Origin of the sequence: Pseudoxanthomonas composti (assembly GCF_004122095.1) — a bacterium.
GTDB classification, from domain to species: Bacteria; Pseudomonadota; Gammaproteobacteria; order Xanthomonadales; family Xanthomonadaceae; genus Pseudoxanthomonas_A; species Pseudoxanthomonas_A composti.
Genome location: NZ_SAWZ01000006.1, coordinates 36,246 through 53,655 on the forward strand (window position 1 = coordinate 36,246; position 17,410 = coordinate 53,655).

A 17,410-nucleotide genomic window follows, 5' to 3' on the forward strand; every position below is an offset into this window, starting at 1 on the left:
GCCACCCGCACGGTCGACAGTCCGTGGACAGGCTCCTACAGCACCTGCGGCGGCTGGCCGCCGACGATCACCACATCGGCGCGGCGCTGGGCGAACAGGCCCACGCAGACCACGCCCGGGATCTGGTTGATCGCCTTTTCCATCGCCACCGGATCGCTGATGGTGAGGTTGTGGATGTCCAGCACCACGTTGCCGTTGTCGGTGACCACGCCATCGCGCCAGACAGGCTGGCCGCCGGTCATGGCCAGGATTTCGCGGGCGACCAGGCTGCGCGCCATCGGAACGACCTCCACCGGCAGCGGGAACTTGCCCAGCGTGTTGACCTGCTTGGCCGGGTCGATGATGCAGACGAACTGCTGGCTGGCCTGGGCGATGATCTTCTCGCGCGTCAGCGCCGCCCCGCCGCCCTTGATCAGGCACTTGTTGGCATCGCACTCGTCGGCCCCGTCCACGTACAGCGACAGGGTCCCGGTGTGATTCAGGTCCAGCACCTCGATACCATGCGCCTTCAGGCGCTGCGTGCTCTGCTCGGAGCTGGACACCGCGCCCTTGATGCGATCCTTGATCGCCCCCAGCGCATCGATGAAGTAGGCCACGGTCGAACCCGTTCCCACCCCGACGATCATGCCGTCCTGGACGTAGTCGATGGCTTTTTCGCCAGCCAGGCGCTTTGCTTCGGTCATGGGGTTTTGAGGAACGAGTGGAGAGGAACGAGAAACGAGTGGAAGGCAGGCGCGAGCTGAGCGGAGGAGCGGAGGCGAGTGGTCACTCGTTCCTCGTTCCTCCTCACTCGTTTCTGCCTTCCAGCGACAGCAGCAGCTTCCACTGCGCCGCGCTCACCGGCAGCACCGACAGCCGCGTGCCCTTGCGAATCAGGGCGAAGTCCTCGCCCAGCTGCTCGGCATGCTCGCGGATCTGGTTCAGGCTGATGCCGTGCTTGAGGTGGCGTACGTACTTGACGTCCACCAGCTCCCAGCGCGGTTGCTCGGGGTTGGATTTCTCGTCGAAGTACTTGGACTTCCTGTCGAACTGGCTGGGGTCCGGATAGGCGGTGCAGGCCACTTCGGCGATGCCGTAAATGCCCGGGACCTCGGCATTGGAGTGGTAGAACAGCACGCCGTCGCCGACCTGCATGGCCTTCATGAAGTTGCGGGCCTGGTAGTTGCGCACCCCGGTCCAGGGCTCGGTGCCCACGCGCTTGAGATCGTCGATGGAAAAATCGTCCGGCTCGGACTTCATCAGCCAGTAGCGTTTGCGCGCGGTCATCGGGACTCCGGGATGAGGGTGGCCGATTCGGTGCAGATCGCATCGGGACGCACGTCCCACGGCCGGGGCGGGGGCAGGGCGACGCGCTGGGCTTCGAAGGCCGCGCCCACCAGCCAGGGCGGGGCGGGGGCGTGGGCGCGCGCGGCGAAGCTGCGGTCGTACCAGCCACCGCCCATGCCGAGCCGGTGGCCGGCCTCGTCGAATCCCACCAGCGGCATCACCACCAGCGCCATCTGCGCAGGCTCCAGCGCCGAGGACGGCGCCAGGTCGGGCTCGGGGATGCCGAAGCGGTTGGTCACCAGCGCATCGCCCGGGCGCCAGGGCGCAAAGCGCAGTTCCTCGCCGTACAGCACCGGCAGGCAGTACACCAGGCCCGGCGGCAGCTTGAGCTGGAAGGCATGCAGGCCGATCTCGCCGTCGGTCGCCCAATAGCCGGCGACATAGCCGCGATCGGGCAGGAAGGGCAGGGCCAGCAGCCTGGCCGCAAGCGCCTCGGCACCCGCGATGCGCTGCGCGGCCGGCAGGGCGCGGCGCCGCTCGCGCAGCGTGCGGCGCAGGGCAGGCAGGGCATCGCTTTCGGTCATGGAAAAAAGAATGCCGCGTCCTGGTGCAGGGCGCGGCATTCTAGAAGATTCAATACATCCTCCGCCAATGGCGATGCTTCGAAACGACCTTGAACCCGAGGTCCAAGTGGGACAGCTCTAGCGCCATCGGGCTTCCCGCTACAAGGCGGACTTGCGCTCCCGGCTTCCGTCGCTGCCCCGGTGTCGTTATTAAGGGACAAGGCGAATGTTTTGACGCTGTCGCACACAGCAGAGGATGCAGGCGCAGTATAGCCCCGTGCCCCCGCTTGCACACCCCGTTCGTCGGTCCGGTTCAGCGCGCGCTGCGTTGTATCGACATCGTGTGATGGCAGGCGGTTTTTTTGCGCCTAGCGCGCAGTGCCGTCGGGCAACTGGTCCAGGCGATGCTGCAGGTCGTCGATGATGCGCGTGAACTCGCGCTGGCGCTGGTGCTGCTCATCGCGCATCTGCTGCAGCTCGTGGGCCAGGTTGAGCGCGGCCAGCACGGCGATGCGGTCCACGGCGGTCATTTTGTTGCTGCCGCGCACCTCGCGCATGCGCGTGTCCAGCAGCTTGGCGGCGGCCATCAGGCTGCCGCGCTCGCCGGGCTCGACCCCGATGGTGTACTCGCGGTCGAGGATGTGGACGTTGACCGCTTCGTTGTTCACGTGTGCTGCTCCAGGGAGCGCAGGCGCGTGATCATCGCTTCCACGCGCGAGCGCACCGCATCGTTCTTGGCGATCAGCTGCGAGCGCTCGCTCATCAGCTGTTCCTGCTGCTGGCGCAGGCTGCGGTTCTCCTCGCCCAGGCGCTGGCAGCGGTCGGCCAGCTCATGCACGCGCGAGGCCAGGGCACGGAGCTGTTCGAGGGTGTCGTCGGAGGACATGGGGCTCACGATAGCGTGCGCGCAGGCGGCGTCAAGGGAAGCGCGCCGTGCCCGGTGCCGGGGGAATACTCCAGGATGAAGGCCAGGCACTCCGGCCCGGGCAGGGCGCGGGAGATGTAGTGGCCCTGGACCTCATCGCAGCCGTTGGCCTGCAGCAACGCCAGCTGGCCGGCATGTTCCACGCCCTCGGCCACCACGTTCAGGCCCAGCGAGCGGCTCATGTTGATGATGATCTGGGTCAGCGCCTGGTCGTCGGCGTTGTGGGTCAGGTCGCGGACGAACTCCTGGTCGATCTTCAGCGTCGTCAGCGGCAGCCGCTTGAGGTAGGACAGGGAGGAGTAGCCCGTGCCGAAGTCGTCGATGGCCAGGGCCACGCCGAGCTGGCGGCAGGCGCGCAGGGTGTCGGCGTTCTTGGCCGGATTGGCCATGATGGTCGATTCGGTCAGCTCCAGCTCCAGCCGGCGCGGGTCCACGCCGGTCTCGGCGATCACCGTCTCCAGCACCCGGCTCAGGTCGCCGCGCTGCAGCTGCAGGGCCGAGACATTGACCGAGACCGACAGGTCGCTGCGGCCCTGCGCATGCCAGTCCACCAGGGTCTGGCAGGCCTGGCGCAGGGTCCAGGTGCCGATCTCCAGGATCAGCCCGGTCTCCTCGGCCAGCGGGATGAACTCGCTGGGCGCCACGCTGCCGAACTCGCGGCTCTCCCAGCGCAGCAGGGCCTCGGCGCCGACGATCTGCTGGGAGGCCAGGCCCATGCGCGGCTGGTAGACCAGATACAGCTCCTCGCGCTCCAGCGCCCGCCGCAGGCCGCTGGCCAGGATCGCGCGGTGCTTGGTCTTCTCGTCCATCGCCACCGAGTACAGCTGGTAGGTGTGACGACCGGCGGCCTTGGCCTGGTACATGGCCGTATCGGCATGCTTGAGCAGGTCCGAGGGCACCTGCGCATGGTCGGGATACAGGCTGATGCCGATGGACGGCGAGACCGCCATCTCCAGCCGCTCGCCGAAGGCCAGCGGGGCGTGGAAGGCCTCGATCACCCGCGCCCCCACCGCTTCGGCCTGCTGATGCGAGGCGATGCCTTCGACGATGACAGTGAACTCATCGCCACTGAGGCGGGCCACGGTGTGCTGGGCGCCCACGGCCTGCTGCACGCGGGCGGCCGCCGCGCGCAGGATGCGGTCGCCGGTGGCATGGCCCAGCGAGTCGTTGATGTCCTTGAAACGGTCCAGGTCCACGAACAGCACCGCCACCCGCCCGCCCTCGCGGCGCGCGCGCACCACCGCCCGCGACAGCCGCTCGGACAGCAGGGCGCGGTTGGGCAGGCCGGTGAGGGTGTCGTAGTTGGCCAGGTAGCGCAGCTCCTGTTCGGCGCGCTTCTGGTCGGTGATGTCGTTGAAGATCAGCACGTAGAGGTGGCGCTCGCCATCGGCGTCCAGAACCTCGTTGGCGTCGATCCGGCACAGCACCTCGTCGCCGTCCTTGCGCGCGTTCCAGACATCGCCCGACCAGCGTCCGTCGCGGGTCAGGGGCAGCTGGATCCGCGCGCGCAGGTCCTCGGCGTTCTGCGGGCTGCCGATGACGGTGACCGGTTGCCCGCGCACCTCGGCCTCGCTGTAGCCGGTGATGCGAGTGAAGGACGGGTTGACCGTGACGAAGTTGAACTCCCAGTCCAGCACCGCCACCGCCTCGCCCATGCTGCGCATCACCTCGCTGGCGATGCGGTGCTCGTAGGCGGCGCGGCGGCTGTTGGTGACATCGCGCGCCACCCCGGCCAGGCGCACCGGGCTGCCGTCGGCGCCGTGCTCCACCACCCGGCCGCGTGCGCGGATCCAGACCCAGGTCGGGTCCTGGCCCAGCCGCATGCGATGTTCCGAGGCGAAGACCGGCGTGTCGCCCTGCAGGTGCGCGCGCAGGCGTTCCATCACCAGCGGCAGGTCCTGCTCGTGGATGGGGGGCAGGTCCTGTTCGTCTTCCAGGACCGTGATCGCGCCGCTGCGTGGACGCTCGCCGGCGTGCATGCGATGCAAGCGGCGATGCACCAGGTCGTAATCCCAGAAGTGTTCGCCGGAGGCCCACAGCGCCTGCTTGAGGTATTCGTCGCGGCGATCCTGCGGCAGCTCAGGGATGACCGAGGACGCCGACTGCTCGCGGCGGGTGCGCAGGTACGAGTGGATGCCGATGACCAGGGAGAAGATCAGGATCAGCAACGATAGGAGCAGCCACGGCAGGCGGCCGGTCTGGATGAGGCTTGTAGCCAGGAAAGGCGCTGGAAGCATTGCGTCCGCGGAGATCGGAAGAGGCGCCGGATGACCCATCGAGTGTAGGCAGCGCTGGAACCGGTAACAAGCCTTGAATCAGGGGGTTCTTGTTAAACTTCCGCAATGCGCATGCAGAAACAGAAGCGAGAGATGCAATGACCGGACTGCCGAGCGTGCAGGAAGTGGAACAGGCGGCGCAGCGGCTGTCGCTGGGCGCCAGTGCGAGCGAGCTGCACGGCGGTTTGTGCGGTTGGCTGGCCGGGGGTGGCCAGGCCAGCGCGCAGTGGCCGTCCAAGGTGCTGGCCGACGATGCCCTGGCGCCGGTACCCGCCGGCAGCGTGCTGGAAACGCTGCAGGAGACCAGCGCCCAGCAGCTGGAGGACCGCAGCTTCGGCTTCGAGCTGCTGCTGCCCCCGTCCGACCAGGGCACGACCGAGCGCGCCGCCGCGCTGTTCGACTGGTGCCGCGGCTTCCTTGGCGGCTTCGGCCTGGCCGCCGGGGCCAAGCCGCCGCTGTCCGAGGAAGGCCAGGAGGCGTTGGGCGACCTGGCGCGCCTGGCGCAGGCCGCGCCGGAAACCGGCGAGGAGGAGGAAGACCAGGACGCGCTGGCCGAGATCGAGGAATTCGTGCGCGTGGCCGCCCTGCTGCTGCACAGCGACTGCGTGCTGGCCACCCGCCACCGCCAGCGCCTGAACTGATGAAGGCAGCCTCCGGGATCACTGCGGCCGAGTTCGCGCGCCGCCGCAAGCAGCTCATGCAGATGGCCGGCGAGGACGCGATCCTCATCCTGCCGGCCGCCCCCGAGCGAGTGCGCAGCCTCGATACCCATTACCCCTACCGGCAGGATTCGGACTTCTGGTACCTGACCGGCTTCCCCGAGCCCGAGGCGGTGCTGGCGCTGATCCCCGGCCGCCGCCATGGCGAGGTGGTGCTGTTCTGCCGCCCGCGCGATCCCGAGCGCGAAAGCTGGGATGGTCCGCGTGCCGGCCAGGAAGGCGCGGTGGAGCGCTACGGCATGGACGATGCCTATCCGATCGAGGATATGGACGAGATCCTGCCCGGGCTGCTGGAAGGCCGCTCGCGCGTGTATTACCACTTCGGGCGCGAGCCGGAGTTCGACCGCACGCTGATCAGCTGGGTCAACCAGGTGCGCGCGCAGGTGCGCCATGGCGCGCAGCCGCCCCACGAGTTCCTGGAGCTGGGACACCTGCTGCACGAGCAGCGGCTGTTCAAGTCCAAGGACGAGCTGCGGCTGATGCAGCGCGCGGCCGACATCAGCGTGCAGGCGCATCTTGCGGCCATGCACGGGGCCCATGCCGGCGTGCACGAGTACCAGCTGCAGGCGGTGATCGAATGCGTGTTCCGCGCCAGCGACGCCTGGCCGGCCTACGGCAGCATCGTCGGCGCCGGTGCCAACGGCTGCGTGCTGCACTACGTGGCCAACAACGCCGCCGCGCGCGATGGCGAGCTGGTGCTGATCGATGCAGGGGCCGAGTACCGCGGCTACGCCAGCGACATCACCCGCACCTTCCCGGTCAACGGCCGCTTCACCCCGGAACAGCGGGCCCTGCACGACCTGGTCACCCAGGCGCAGCAGGCGGCCATGGCCCAGGCGCGGCCGGGCGTGCCCTACGAGGCCGGCCACCAGGCCGCGGTGGAGACCCTGACCGAGGGCCTGCTGCAGCTGGGCCTGCTGAGCGGCACGTTGGAAGAGAACCTGGCCGAAGCGAGTTACAAGCGCTTCTACCGGCACAAGACCGGCCACTGGCTGGGCCTGGATACGCACGATGTGGGCGATTACCGCATCGATGGGCAGTCGCGCCTGCTGGAGCCGGGCATGGTGTTCACCATCGAACCCGGGCTCTACATCGCCCCGGACGACACCTCGGTGGCGGCGAAATGGCGTGGCATCGGGATTCGCACCGAGGACAATGTGGTGATCACCGCCAACGGCCACGAGGTGCTGACCGCCGCCCTGGCCCGCAGCGCCGAGGAAATCGAGGCCGTCATGGCCGCGCGCGTGGCCTGAAGAGATCGTCGCCCCACAAAAGCATCTGTGGGAGCGGCTGATGGCCCGAGGCCACCTAGAGCCGCTCCCACAGGGAAATCGTGATGGTGCGACTTACGCGTCCGGCTCAGGCCGCCGCGAATACCGGCCTGGTGAGGTTGTCGGCCTCGCCTTCGGTGCACAGCACCTCGTCCTCGATGCGGATGCCGCCGTAGGGACGGAAGGCGTCCACGCGCGACCAGTTCACCGCGTCGGCGTGGCCATTGCCGCGCAGTTCCTCCAGCAGCATGTCCACGAAGTACAGCCCCGGCTCGATCGTCACCACCATGCCCGGCTCCAGCACGCGGGTCATGCGCAGGTAGGGATGGCCCTGCGGGCGCTCGATGCGGCCGCCGTGGTCCGAGGCGGCGAAGCCGGCCACGTCGTGCACCTGCAGGCCGATCGGATGGCCCAGCCCGTGCGGGAAGAAGGCAGCGCTGACGCCGCTGGCCAGGGCCGCTTCCGGCGAGACCTTCAGGACATCGAAATCGCGCAGGATGCCGGCCAGGGTCAGGTGCGCGTCGATGTGCAGCTGGCGGTAGTCGGTGCCGGCGCGCACGGCCCGGCACATGCCCTGTTGCGCCTGGTCCACCGCATCGATCAGCGCCTGGAACTCGCTGCCGGTGTCGGTCGCGTAGGTGCGGGTGATGTCGGCCGCATAGCCGCCGGCATCGGCGCCGGCGTCGATGAGGAAGCTGCGCGATGGCGCAGGCGCGGTGCGGCCCAGCTCGGTGTAGTGCAGCACCGCGCAGTGCTCGTTGAGGGCGATGATGTTGCCGTAGGGCAGGTCGTTGGCGTCCTGGCCGACCGCGGCGCAGTAGGCCATGTGGATGGCGAACTCGCTGGCGCCGGCGCGGAAGGCCGCCTCGGCGGCGCGGTGGCCACGCACGGCCAGCTGCTGCGCCTGGCGCATCAGCGCAACCTCGTAGGGCGTCTTGTAGCTGCGGTGGTATTCCAGGTACTGCACGACCGCTTCGGGGTTGTTGGGCGCAAAGGCGCCCAGCGTGCTCTGCGGCTCGCCCAGGATCGCGCAGCGTGCGGCATCGCCGGGCAGCAGCGGCAGGGCCTGGTCGGGCGTGCGGATGATGTGGATGTCGAAGTGCGCCACCCACCAGCCGCTGGGCGCATCGGGCACGGCGTGCCAGTAGTCGAAGGGCTGCAGGAAGATCAGCTTGGGCCGCTGCCCGGGCGTGTAGACGATCCAGCTATGCGGCACGCGCAGCAGCGGCAGCCACGCCTTGAACTGCGGATTGACGAAGAACGGATAGGCCTGGTCGTCGAACAGCTTGGCGTGCTGGGTGCCGCTGGGGATGACCAGGTGATCCAATCCGCCACGCTCCAGCGCGGTTCCGGCGCGCTGCATGAGCACGCGCAGATGATCGGCGTAGAGCGGGGCGGGATCGGTCACGGACATGGTGGCGGCTCACTGCGGAAAGTCCGCGATTTTGCCGCATCGGGCCGATGCGCGCAGCGCCAACGCTCAGCGCGGCTGGGTCGCCGCGCGCGCGATCCAGGCCCGAAGCGCCTGCAGGTGCGCCTCGGACACCGTCAGGAAACGCAGGCCCGCCCACACCCGCCCGGGCGTGTTGGCCATGCCGTGCCATAGCACCTGGGCGCCGACATCGATGGTCTCGCTGCCGTGGATGCCGCTCACCGGGAACTGCAGCTGGTACAGCACGTTCTCGCCCACCGGCACGTGCGCGATCAGCAGCATGCCGGTCTCGGACAGGTTGCCCACCTGCCCCATCGGCACATCGGTCATGGCGTCGGTGACGGTCATGGTCTCGCGCACCGGCTGGCGCGGGGCACGGCGCAGGTCGTGGATCATGGCGTGGCTCCGGCCAGGGACCGCAGGGCGCCGACCGTGGCGCGCCAGGCGCGGTCGATGAGGGTCTCGCGCTGTTCGGGCAGTACCCGCACCTGCTGGATCGCCATCAGCCTGGCCAGCTCGTCCAGCACGTATTCGCCGACCTTCTGGCCGCGCTGGTTCACGAACAAGGCGTTGTCGGTGAGCGGGCTGAACCAGGACAGGCGCTTGCGCTGCGCATCGCCCTGCTGGTTCACCACGAACTCGAACCAGGTGCCGAACGGCGTGGTGCGCAGCTGGCCGTAGCAGGCCTCCTCGGCCTCGCTGCGCGGCGCCCGCGCGCGCTTGCGCGGGGCAGGGGCGCCGCCGCCGAGCTGGGTGCGCGCCTTCAGGCGGGCGGCCAGCTCGGTGCGGGAGCCGACCTCGTCCTCGGCGTTGCAGGACAAGCGGCGCGCGATCGCCGCGGCCTCGTCATCGTGGTAGCCCACGCGGGTCAGGGCGTCCTCGATCTGCTGCCCCAGCTCACGGTCGGGCAGGGCGTCGTGGCGGGCCAGGGTCTGGGCGATGCGGTGGGTCAGGGCGCGCGCGTCCTGCCAGCCCTGCGACTCCTCGCCCTGGCGCAGCAGGGTCAGGGTCAGCACGTCGGCCCAGGCCTGCTTGAGCAGGGCCTGCACGAACTTCTGCGGCGGTTCGGCCACGAAGGCCTCGGCGATGGTATCGGCGGCCTGCTGCTTGGCCACCTCCATGCGGTCGCGGCCGCGCGCGGCTTCCACGTGGCGGCGCTCGGCCACCTCGGCGCGACGGGCGGCCAGGCGGAAGTGCTCCTGCACCTCCTCGTTAGCCTTGGCGAAGACGGCGTTATCGCCCTGGTACTGGGCCAGCACGGCGGACACGGCCTGCTGCAGCTTCTGCAGCAGCTGCGGGTCCACTTCTTCCTCGCCCAGCCAGCGTGCGCCGGACTCGGCGACGGTGTTCAACAGCTCTCGGGCAGGGTGCTGGGAGTGGGTGAAGAACTCGCGGTCCTGCACCGCCGCGCGCGCCACCGGCACCTGCAGCTGGGTCAGCAGGTCCACCGCCGGCGCGTCGGTCTTCACCTCGCGCTCGATCTGGTTGTAGAACAGGTCCAGCAGCTCGAAGGTGTCCGACTCGGCCGGGGCCAGCGCCGCTTCCGGGCCGTGCAGCAGGCGCATCTGCGTCAGCACCGCGTCGCGGATGTCGAGCATGCTGCGCCTGCGCTGGCCCTGTCGCGGCGCGACAGGCGCGGCCTGCAGATGCGACAGGCTGCCCAGCACGTCCGGCGTGGCCATCGGCACCGGGCGCCGCAGGCCGGGCGCAGGGGTGTCGGTCGATCCGGCCTGGCCGGGCGCCTGCATGGCCGCCGGCGGTGCGCCACCGATGCGTGCCAGGGTCGGGCCACTGCCTGCGGCCACAGCTTGGCGGCGGCCCGACAGCAGCCGCTGCAGCGTCCCGAAGTCGGGCAGGCTGGCAGCGGCCGGAGGCCGAGGTGGCGCGCCTGGCGTGGCCGGTGGCTGGCCGGGCGCCGGCGGCGCCGGCGCGCGCTTGGCGGAGGCATCCTCCGGCCGTGGGCGCGGGGCTGGGGTGCCGCGCGGCCGCGCATGGGTCGGGTCGAACACCAGGCCCGGCAACACGCCGTGCTCGGCCAGCCGCGCATTGACGTTGGCCAGCCAGCCCTCGTAGTCGGCCAGCGCCTTCTGGTCGAAGGTGCGGAACAGGAGCAACTTGGTTTCCAGGTCCACCGGCAGGGAGGTCACCGCCTTGCGCAGGGCCTCGCACAGCGATTGCGGGCCCAGCGGCACTTCTTCCACGTCCAGCGCGGGCCGCGCGGCCAGCACGCCGAAGCGCTGGCCCAGCGTGAACAGCGCTTCCTGGTTGCGGTACTCGTGGCGGCGCGCGATGTCGCGCAGCACCACGTCCTGGTCCATCGCTTCGGTGGCCACCAGGGTCAGCGCATTGAATTCGATCTGCGGCGCGTCGGCCGGCTCATTGCTGCGCTGCCGCGCGCGAATCCGGGCGATATCGCCTTCCAGTTCTGCCATGAACAGCGGCAGCAGGTCGGCGCGGTGCTGGCGCAGGCCATGCAGGTTGGCCAGGTGGTCGGACTGCACGTCGTTGTTGCGCGAGCGCTCGGCCAGGCGGAACAGCTGCTGTTCCAGGTCGGTCAGCAGGACGTCCATCCGCTCGGTCAGCGAAATGGTGATCTCCGACAGCAGCGCATCGAGGATGCGATGGACCCGGGGCGGCAGGGCCGCCGAGGCGAGGGTGTCCTTGGACACAGGCGACACGGGCGTCCTGGCGGTCATCGCTGAGAACATCTGGTTGTTTTCTCCGAAGCGCCTTGTAGCACGTCCCTCGGAACAAAGGACGAAAACCGCGGCGCGGACCGGCCGTCAGCTGCCAAGGAACAACTCCACCACATCGTTGGTGAAGCGCCGGCCCAGCTCGGTGGGCACGATGCGCCCGTCCTGCTGCTCCAGCCAACCGCGCGCCAAGGCCTGCTGCAGCGCCGGTGCGATGAATTCGGGCGCAAGGCCGGTGCGGGCGCTGAAATCCCGCAGCGCAAACCCCTCGCGCAGGCGCAGCAGGTTGAGCATGTACTCGAACGGCCTGCGCTTGGGGGCGATGCGGTCATCGCCGCCGATGGCGGCCGCGGTGCCGGCGGTTTGCAGGTAGGTGACCGGATGCTTGTGCTTCCAGCGGCGCAGGATGGTCTGTTCGGCGCCCAGGGTGATCTTGCCGTGCGCGCCGGCACCGATGCCCAGGTAGTCGCCGTAGCGCCAGTAGTTGAGGTTGTGCGCGCACTGGCGGTCCGGGCGCGCGTAGGCGCTGACCTCGTAATGCGCGTAGCCGGCCTGCGCCAGCGCGGCCTGGCAGGCTTCCTGGATGTCCCAGGCGTCGTCCTCTTCGGGAATGCCGGCCGGCGGCCGCGCGAAGAACACCGTGTTGGGCTCCAGGGTCAGCTGGTAGTGCGAGACATGGGCCGGATCCAGCGCGAAGGCGCGCTCCAGGTCGTTCAGCGCCATCTCCAGGTCCTGCCCGGGCAGGGCATACATCAGGTCCAGGTTGATGTTGTCAAAGCCGGCGTCCTGCGCCAGCTTCACCGCGGCCGCCGCCTGGGCGCTGTCATGGATGCGGCCCAGCCGCTGCAGGCAGCCGTCATCGAAGCTCTGGATGCCGAAGCTGAGCCGGTTCACCCCGGCGCGCAGGTACTGGTCGAAGCGCCCGTGCTCGGCCGTGCCCGGGTTGGTCTCCAGGGTGATCTCGCAGCCCGGCGCGAAGCGCAGCCGCGCGCTGGCCGCCTGCAGGAAGCGCTCGATGGCCTCGGGCGGGAACAGGCTGGGCGTGCCGCCACCGAAGAACACGCTGTGGATGCCACGGCCCCAGACCAGCGGCAGGTCCAGGTCCAGGTCGCGGATCAGGGCATCGACATAGGCCTCGAAGGGCAGCGCGCCCTTGCCCTGGTGCGAGTTGAAATCGCAGTACGGGCATTTGCGCACGCACCAGGGCAGGTGCACATACAGCGACAGCGGCGGCGGGATCAGCTGCGGCTGCCCGGCATGCTGCTCCTCCCGCGGCGGCTCGGCCGATGCGGGAAGCCCCGCGCCGGGGCCGTCAGTGCTGGAAGAGGGAGCCATGGAAGACATCGGGGTCAAAGCGCGATGCGCTTGGCTCACGGCCTGCCGGCCAAAGCGGCCAGGCGCGCCTGCAGGGTCGCCAGCGCCTGGCCGCGGTGGCTGATGCGGTTCTTCAGCGCGGCCGGCAGCTCGGCGGCGGACTGGCCGCGCGCCAGGTCCAGGAACACCGGGTCGTAGCCGAACCCGCCCTGGCCCTGGCGTGCGTGCAGGATGCGGCCTTCCCACACGCCCTCGGCGATCAGCGGCTGCGGATCGTTGGCGTGGCGCAGCAGCACCAGCACGCAGTAGAAGCGCGCGCTGCGCTGCGCGTCCGGCACATCGCGCAAGGCCTCCAGCAGCTTGTCGATGTTGGCCTGCGCATCGCCATGCGTGCCGGCATAGCGCGCCGAGTACAGGCCGGGGGCGCCATCGAGCGCATCCACGCAAATGCCCGAATCGTCGGCCAGCGCCGGCAGGCCAGTCGCCGCGGCGGCATGGCGCGCCTTGATCAGGGCGTTCTCCACGAAGGTCAGCCCGGTTTCCTCGGCATCGATCACGCCCAGCGACCCTTGCGTGACCAGGCCGATGCCGCTGTCGCCCAGCAGGTCGTTCAGTTCGGACAGCTTGCCGGCGTTGGAGGTGGCCAGTACCCAGCGCTTGCCGATGCTCATGCCGCCGGCTCCAGCAGGTCCCACAGGTTGCCGTAGCGGTCGGCGAACACGACGACCTTGCCGTAGGGCTCGCTGCGCGGGGCTTCCTGGAAGCGCACGCCGCGCGCGCCCATCGCCGCGTGGTCGCGCGCCAGGTCGTCGGTGTACAGGAAGAAGCCGACCCGGCCGCCGGTCTGGTCGCCGATGCGTGCCTGCTGCGCCGCATCGCTGGCGCGGGCCAGCAGCAAGGCGGTCTGCGCCCCGGCCGAAGGCGCCACCCGCACCCAGCGCTTGTCGGCGCCCAGCGGCGTGTCCTCCAGCAGGGTGAAGCCAAGATCGTCCACATAATGGGCGATCGCCGTGTCGTAGTCGTCCACCACCACGGTCACCAGTGCCAGGAAGCGCGTGGCCATGTCGGCTCAGCCAGCCAGCGCGTCGCGCTGGGCCTGCACCAGCTGGGCGATGCCGGCCTCGGCCAGCTGCAGCAGGGCATTCATTTCCTCGCGCCGGAACGCATGGCCCTCGGCCGTGCCCTGCACCTCGATGAAGCCGCCGCCGTCGTTCATCACCACGTTCATGTCAGTGTCGCAGTCGCTGTCCTCGGCATAGTCCAGGTCCAGCACCGGCACGCCCTTGTAGATGCCCACCGACACCGCGGCGATCGCGCCGAAGATCGGGTCGCGCTTGATCTCGCGGCGCGCCTTCAGTCCGTTGACCGCATCCACCAGGGCCACGTAGGCGCCGGTGATGGCCGCGGTGCGGGTGCCGCCGTCGGCCTGCAGCACGTCGCAGTCCAGGGTGATGGTGCGCTCGCCCAGGGCGCCGCGGTCCACGCAGGCGCGCAGGCTGCGGCCGATCAGGCGCTGGATCTCCAGCGTGCGGCCACCCTGCTTGCCGCGCGAGGCCTCGCGATCGCTGCGGGTATGGGTCGCGCGCGGCAGCATGCCGTACTCGGCGGTCACCCAGCCCTCGCCCTTGCCGCGCAGGAAGCCCGGCACCTTGTTGTCCACGCTGGCCGTGCACAGCACCCGGGTCTCGCCGAAGCTGATCAGCACCGAGCCCTCGGCATGGCGGGTGAAACCGCGCTGGATGGAAACGGGGCGGAGCTGGTCGGCGGTGCGACCACTGGGGCGGGCGAAGGTCATGCAGGGAGGTCCAGAGCTTGGGATGGGCCGGCGCGGCGGGGCGTGCCCGGGCGGCGAGGCGCGCTAGGGTACCATTCGCGTCCTTTTTCCCGGCCCGCCACGGACTTCGCATGATTCGCAGCATGACCGCCTTCGCCACCGCAGAACGCAGTTTCGAGGGGGCCACGCTGGGCGCTGAGCTGCGCGCGGTCAACCATCGCTTCCTGGAGCTGGGGCTGCGCCTGCCGGAGGAGTTGCGGGCACTGGAACCGGCCCTGCGCGAGCGCGTGGCGGCCCGGGTCTCGCGCGGCAAGCTGGACCTGGTGCTGCGCCTGCGCGCGGCCGAAGGCGAGGGCGGGCTGCACCTGGACCAGGAGCGCGTGCTGTCCCTGGCGCAGGCCAATGCCTCGCTGGCCGTCAGCTTCCCCGGCCTGCGCACCAGCCTGACCGAGCTGCTGCAGTTCCCCGGCGTGCTGCGCAACCGCGCGATCGACCCGGCCACCCTGCAGGCCGAGGCCCTGGAGCTGATGGAAGCGGTGCTGGACGATTTCCTCGCCGCGCGCGAGCGCGAGGGCGAAAAGCTGGCCCAGGCCATCGTCGAGCGCGTGGACGCGGTCGTGGCCCTGGCGGCGCAGGCGCGCGAGCTGATTCCACAGATCCGCGCCGGCCAGCGGCAGAAGCTGCAGGCGCGCCTGGCCGAGCTGTCCCAGCCGGCCGACCCCGGCCGCGTGGAGCAGGAACTGGTGCTGTGGCTGCAGAAACTGGACGTGGACGAGGAACTCGACCGCCTGGACAGCCACGTCAAGGAGATCCGCCGCGTGCTCAGGCAGAAGGACCCGGTCGGACGCCGCCTGGATTTCCTGCTGCAGGAGTTCAACCGCGAAGCCAATACCCTGGGCTCCAAGTCGGTGGACGTGCGCACCACCAACATCGCCGTCGAGCTGAAGGTGCTGATCGATCAGATCCGCGAGCAGGTGCAGAACCTGGAGTAGGGTCTCATCGGGTGTCATGCCACCCGATGGGTCTTCTCAAAGAGGTTGTTCATGGCCAGGCTCAGCAAGGCTGAGCGGAATGGCTGCCGCGCGACCCGCTCACTCGTGCGTGGCGGGGTCGGCCAGGAACACCGTGCTCCATAGTTGCGCGGCGTTGGATTCGTCCTCGTGCGCGCCCTGCGCGCCGAACGGTTCGATGCGATAGCGGCCCTGCGCCCAGCGCCAGGACCAGAGCTCGGAGGTGCGCACCTGGCCGGCGGCCTTGACCAGGCCCAGCAGCCGCGTCTGCGCCTGTTCGAGTTGCGTTCGCACGGGCGCGGGCAGGTCGCCGCGTGCCAGTTGGCGGCGCAGGCCGGCCAGCATCACCGCCTGCTGCCAGGCCCAGACCACGGTGCCGTGGTAGGCCTGCGGACCGAGGCGGCCCCAGGTGGCGCGATCGGCGAAGACCGGGTTGGCGACCACCATGCCCACCTCGGTGACCAGCCCGGCGGGGAAGGGTCGCATCACCGCGGCCACCTCGCGTGCCAGCGTGTCCGGATCCGGGCGGCCGAACAGCAGGTCGAAGCCCGCGTCCGAATGCAGCACCGGCACCGCGCGCCCGCCCGCGTCCAGCGAAAGGGCCGGAAAAGTCAGCCCATCGCCGGCGAGCGAGTCCAGGGCAGGCGCCACCGGCACGCCGAGCTGTTGCGCATAGTCGCGCAGCGCGGCACCCGCGTTGGCCGAATCCAGGCGCACTTCGAACAGCGCGCGTGCCTGGCGCTCCCATGCGTCGGCGCGTGCGGCCGCCGCACGCAGGGTCTGGCGCTGCGCATCGCTGGCGACATCGTCCAGCAGGCCGCTGTCGACGAAGGCGCCGATCGCGCGCAGGGCAGCCGGCATCCAGACCACGTTGACGTCGAAGGGGTAGCGGCCGCGGCCCAGGCCTTCTTCGCTGTCGCGCCACTGGCCGGTCATGCGCCCGGGCTTGAGCGCCAGCAGGTGGTCGAAGGTCGGCGCCGCGGCGAAGGCCTCGCTGCTGCGCGCGACGTGCAGCAGGTTGCGCAGCAGCGCCTGGCCGTTGCTGCTGCGCTGCAGGTCGTTGCGGGCGGCCAGGAACGCACGTGCGCGGGCCTGGCCGCGCGTGTCCTCGACCAGCCAGGCCGCCATCACCGGCGCCAGCATGTAGTCGCCGTCGATCATGCCGTAGTCGTAGACCGGCGCATCCGAGCGCGCGCCGTCGCTGGCCAGGTGGCGCAGGATGGCGAACTCGCCGATGTCCTCCTCATGCGCGACTTTGCCCCGCGGCGACAGGCGCGCCAGCACCGCGCCCAGGCCGGCCTCCACCGCCTCGGGCTGCAGTACCGGCATCAGCAGGCGCGTGGACATCAGGGTGTCGCGGCCGAAGTAGGTATCGAAACGCCATGAGCCGGCGAGGAACTTCTCGCGATAGCTCAGGAACTGCAGCGCGCTGCGCATGCGTGCATCGGACGCGGCCTTCTCGTTGAGCAGCTGTCCAGCGCTGAGTGGCGTCAACGGTGCCTCGCCGGTCGCGGCGAGCAGGCGCAGGCGGACGCTGCCGTCAGGGCGCTCGGGCGCCAGCGTGATCGTGCCCGCCTGCGATATGAGGCGGCCCTGGGTAACCTCCAGCGCGATGCGATAACCGGGTGCGCCATCGAGCCGGCGCCGCGCCCATCCGATGCGCTGCGCCTCGACCTTCGCCTCGGTCACCACCTGCGCCGGCATGGGCTGGCCCAGCTGCACATCGCGCAGCACGCGGATGCTGCCCAGCGCCGCCTTGTCCACCGTCAGCGGACCGCCGCGCAGTTCGAGTTCGGCCACGATGCCGTGCATCGCCTTGTCGTCGCTCGGTGTCTGCGCCCGCACTGACTTCAGCGTCCACTGCACGGGCGCGGCGGTCTGCGCGAACCACACCGCCACGCCGCTGTTGCCGGCCGGGAACGCGACCAGCAGGCGCGGCCGCGTGCCGCTGGTGGCCAGCACGTGCGCCGCCACGGGACCGTCCTGGTAGAAGGCGTTGGTGGTGGCGCCTTCGTCGATACGGAACTGCAGCGCCTGCGCGCCGGCCGTGGCAGGCACGAGCGTGGCCAGCAGCGCGGCGAGGGCGAGGCGGCGCAGGGAGCGGCCGAGCGCGGCCGGCAGGCGCGCACCGGTCGGGGGTGGGATCTGGTTCATCCGATCGTTCCTT

At 70.1% G+C, this 17,410-nt stretch carries 17 protein-coding genes and 1 other RNA gene; 3 read left to right on the forward strand and 15 right to left on the reverse strand.

Annotated elements, in window-relative coordinates; genetic code table 11:
- Positions 1 to 35: 35 nt before the first annotated feature.
- The 7 genes from rpiA to EPA99_RS12200 all read right to left on the reverse strand — a co-directional run bounded on the left by rpiA (position 36) and on the right by EPA99_RS12200 (position 4,991).
- Positions 36 to 683, reverse strand: coding sequence for a ribose-5-phosphate isomerase RpiA (gene rpiA, locus EPA99_RS12170; RefSeq protein WP_129471508.1), 648 nt, complete (start codon positions 681 to 683; stop codon positions 36 to 38).
- Between the two features lie 103 nt (positions 684 to 786).
- On the reverse strand, positions 787 to 1,266 hold the full coding sequence (locus EPA99_RS12175) for an EVE domain-containing protein (protein WP_129471509.1): 480 nt from the start codon (positions 1,264 to 1,266) through the stop codon (positions 787 to 789).
- A complete protein-coding gene (locus tag EPA99_RS12180) occupies positions 1,263 to 1,850 on the reverse strand; it encodes a 5-formyltetrahydrofolate cyclo-ligase (protein WP_129471510.1) in 588 nt (195 codons plus the stop codon). The genes EPA99_RS12175 and EPA99_RS12180 overlap by 4 nt, the downstream gene beginning before the upstream one ends.
- Before the next feature lie 54 nt (positions 1,851 to 1,904).
- A non-coding RNA gene (ssrS, locus tag EPA99_RS12185) (6S RNA) lies at positions 1,905 to 2,088 on the reverse strand.
- Positions 2,089 to 2,197: 109 nt separating this feature from the next.
- A complete protein-coding gene (locus EPA99_RS12190; RefSeq protein WP_129471511.1) occupies positions 2,198 to 2,497 on the reverse strand; it encodes a cell division protein ZapA in 300 nt (99 codons plus the stop codon).
- Positions 2,494 to 2,715 (reverse strand): TIGR02449 family protein, encoded by a 222-nt coding sequence (locus EPA99_RS12195; RefSeq protein WP_129471512.1) that lies wholly within the window; start codon positions 2,713 to 2,715, stop codon positions 2,494 to 2,496. The genes EPA99_RS12190 and EPA99_RS12195 overlap by 4 nt, the downstream gene beginning before the upstream one ends.
- Before the next feature lie 5 nt (positions 2,716 to 2,720).
- Entirely contained in the window at positions 2,721 to 4,991 is a 2,271-nt protein-coding gene (locus tag EPA99_RS12200; RefSeq protein WP_129471513.1) for a putative bifunctional diguanylate cyclase/phosphodiesterase, read from the reverse strand.
- Positions 4,992 to 5,128: 137 nt separating this feature from the next.
- Here EPA99_RS12200 and EPA99_RS12205 point away from each other — a divergent pair, with 137 nt between their 5' ends.
- Together EPA99_RS12205 and EPA99_RS12210 are read left to right on the forward strand one after the other, a co-directional pair.
- A complete protein-coding gene (locus EPA99_RS12205) occupies positions 5,129 to 5,671 on the forward strand; it encodes a UPF0149 family protein (protein WP_129471514.1) in 543 nt (180 codons plus the stop codon).
- Positions 5,671 to 7,002, forward strand: a complete 1,332-nt coding sequence (locus EPA99_RS12210; RefSeq protein WP_129471515.1) for an aminopeptidase P N-terminal domain-containing protein — start codon at positions 5,671 to 5,673, stop codon at positions 7,000 to 7,002. Before EPA99_RS12205 ends, EPA99_RS12210 begins: the two co-directional genes overlap by 1 nt.
- Positions 7,003 to 7,108: 106 nt before the next feature.
- Here the strand turns inward: EPA99_RS12210 and pepQ are convergent, their stop codons facing one another.
- The 7 genes from pepQ to rph form a co-directional block, all read right to left on the reverse strand.
- Complete coding sequence (pepQ, locus tag EPA99_RS12215; RefSeq protein ID WP_164978646.1) at positions 7,109 to 8,434, reverse strand: Xaa-Pro dipeptidase; 1,326 nt, start codon at positions 8,432 to 8,434, stop codon at positions 7,109 to 7,111.
- A gap of 66 nt (positions 8,435 to 8,500) precedes the next feature.
- Entirely contained in the window at positions 8,501 to 8,848 is a 348-nt protein-coding gene (locus tag EPA99_RS12220; RefSeq protein ID WP_129471516.1) for a PilZ domain-containing protein, read from the reverse strand.
- The gene (locus EPA99_RS12225; RefSeq protein ID WP_241688376.1) at positions 8,845 to 11,130 is read right to left on the reverse strand and encodes a DUF1631 domain-containing protein; all 2,286 of its coding nucleotides are present in this window, start codon (positions 11,128 to 11,130) and stop codon (positions 8,845 to 8,847) included. Before EPA99_RS12225 ends, EPA99_RS12220 begins: the two co-directional genes overlap by 4 nt.
- A gap of 105 nt (positions 11,131 to 11,235) precedes the next feature.
- The gene (gene hemW / locus EPA99_RS12230) at positions 11,236 to 12,480 is read right to left on the reverse strand and encodes a radical SAM family heme chaperone HemW (RefSeq protein ID WP_129471517.1); all 1,245 of its coding nucleotides are present in this window, start codon (positions 12,478 to 12,480) and stop codon (positions 11,236 to 11,238) included.
- 35 nt (positions 12,481 to 12,515) lie between these two features.
- Positions 12,516 to 13,130, reverse strand: coding sequence for an RdgB/HAM1 family non-canonical purine NTP pyrophosphatase (gene rdgB, locus EPA99_RS12235; RefSeq protein WP_129471518.1), 615 nt, complete (start codon positions 13,128 to 13,130; stop codon positions 12,516 to 12,518).
- A complete protein-coding gene (locus EPA99_RS12240) occupies positions 13,127 to 13,522 on the reverse strand; it encodes a VOC family protein (RefSeq protein WP_129471519.1) in 396 nt (131 codons plus the stop codon). The genes rdgB and EPA99_RS12240 overlap by 4 nt, the downstream gene beginning before the upstream one ends.
- A gap of 6 nt (positions 13,523 to 13,528) precedes the next feature.
- Complete coding sequence (rph, locus tag EPA99_RS12245; RefSeq protein ID WP_129471520.1) at positions 13,529 to 14,254, reverse strand: ribonuclease PH; 726 nt, start codon at positions 14,252 to 14,254, stop codon at positions 13,529 to 13,531.
- 110 nt (positions 14,255 to 14,364) lie between these two features.
- Between rph and EPA99_RS12250 the strand changes: the two genes are divergently transcribed.
- Entirely contained in the window at positions 14,365 to 15,225 is an 861-nt protein-coding gene (locus EPA99_RS12250; RefSeq protein ID WP_129471521.1) for a YicC/YloC family endoribonuclease, read from the forward strand.
- 99 nt (positions 15,226 to 15,324) lie between these two features.
- Here the strand turns inward: EPA99_RS12250 and EPA99_RS12255 are convergent, their stop codons facing one another.
- Positions 15,325 to 17,397, reverse strand: a complete 2,073-nt coding sequence (locus EPA99_RS12255) for a hypothetical protein (RefSeq protein WP_241688377.1) — start codon at positions 17,395 to 17,397, stop codon at positions 15,325 to 15,327.
- Between the last annotated feature and the right edge of the window lie 13 nt (positions 17,398 to 17,410).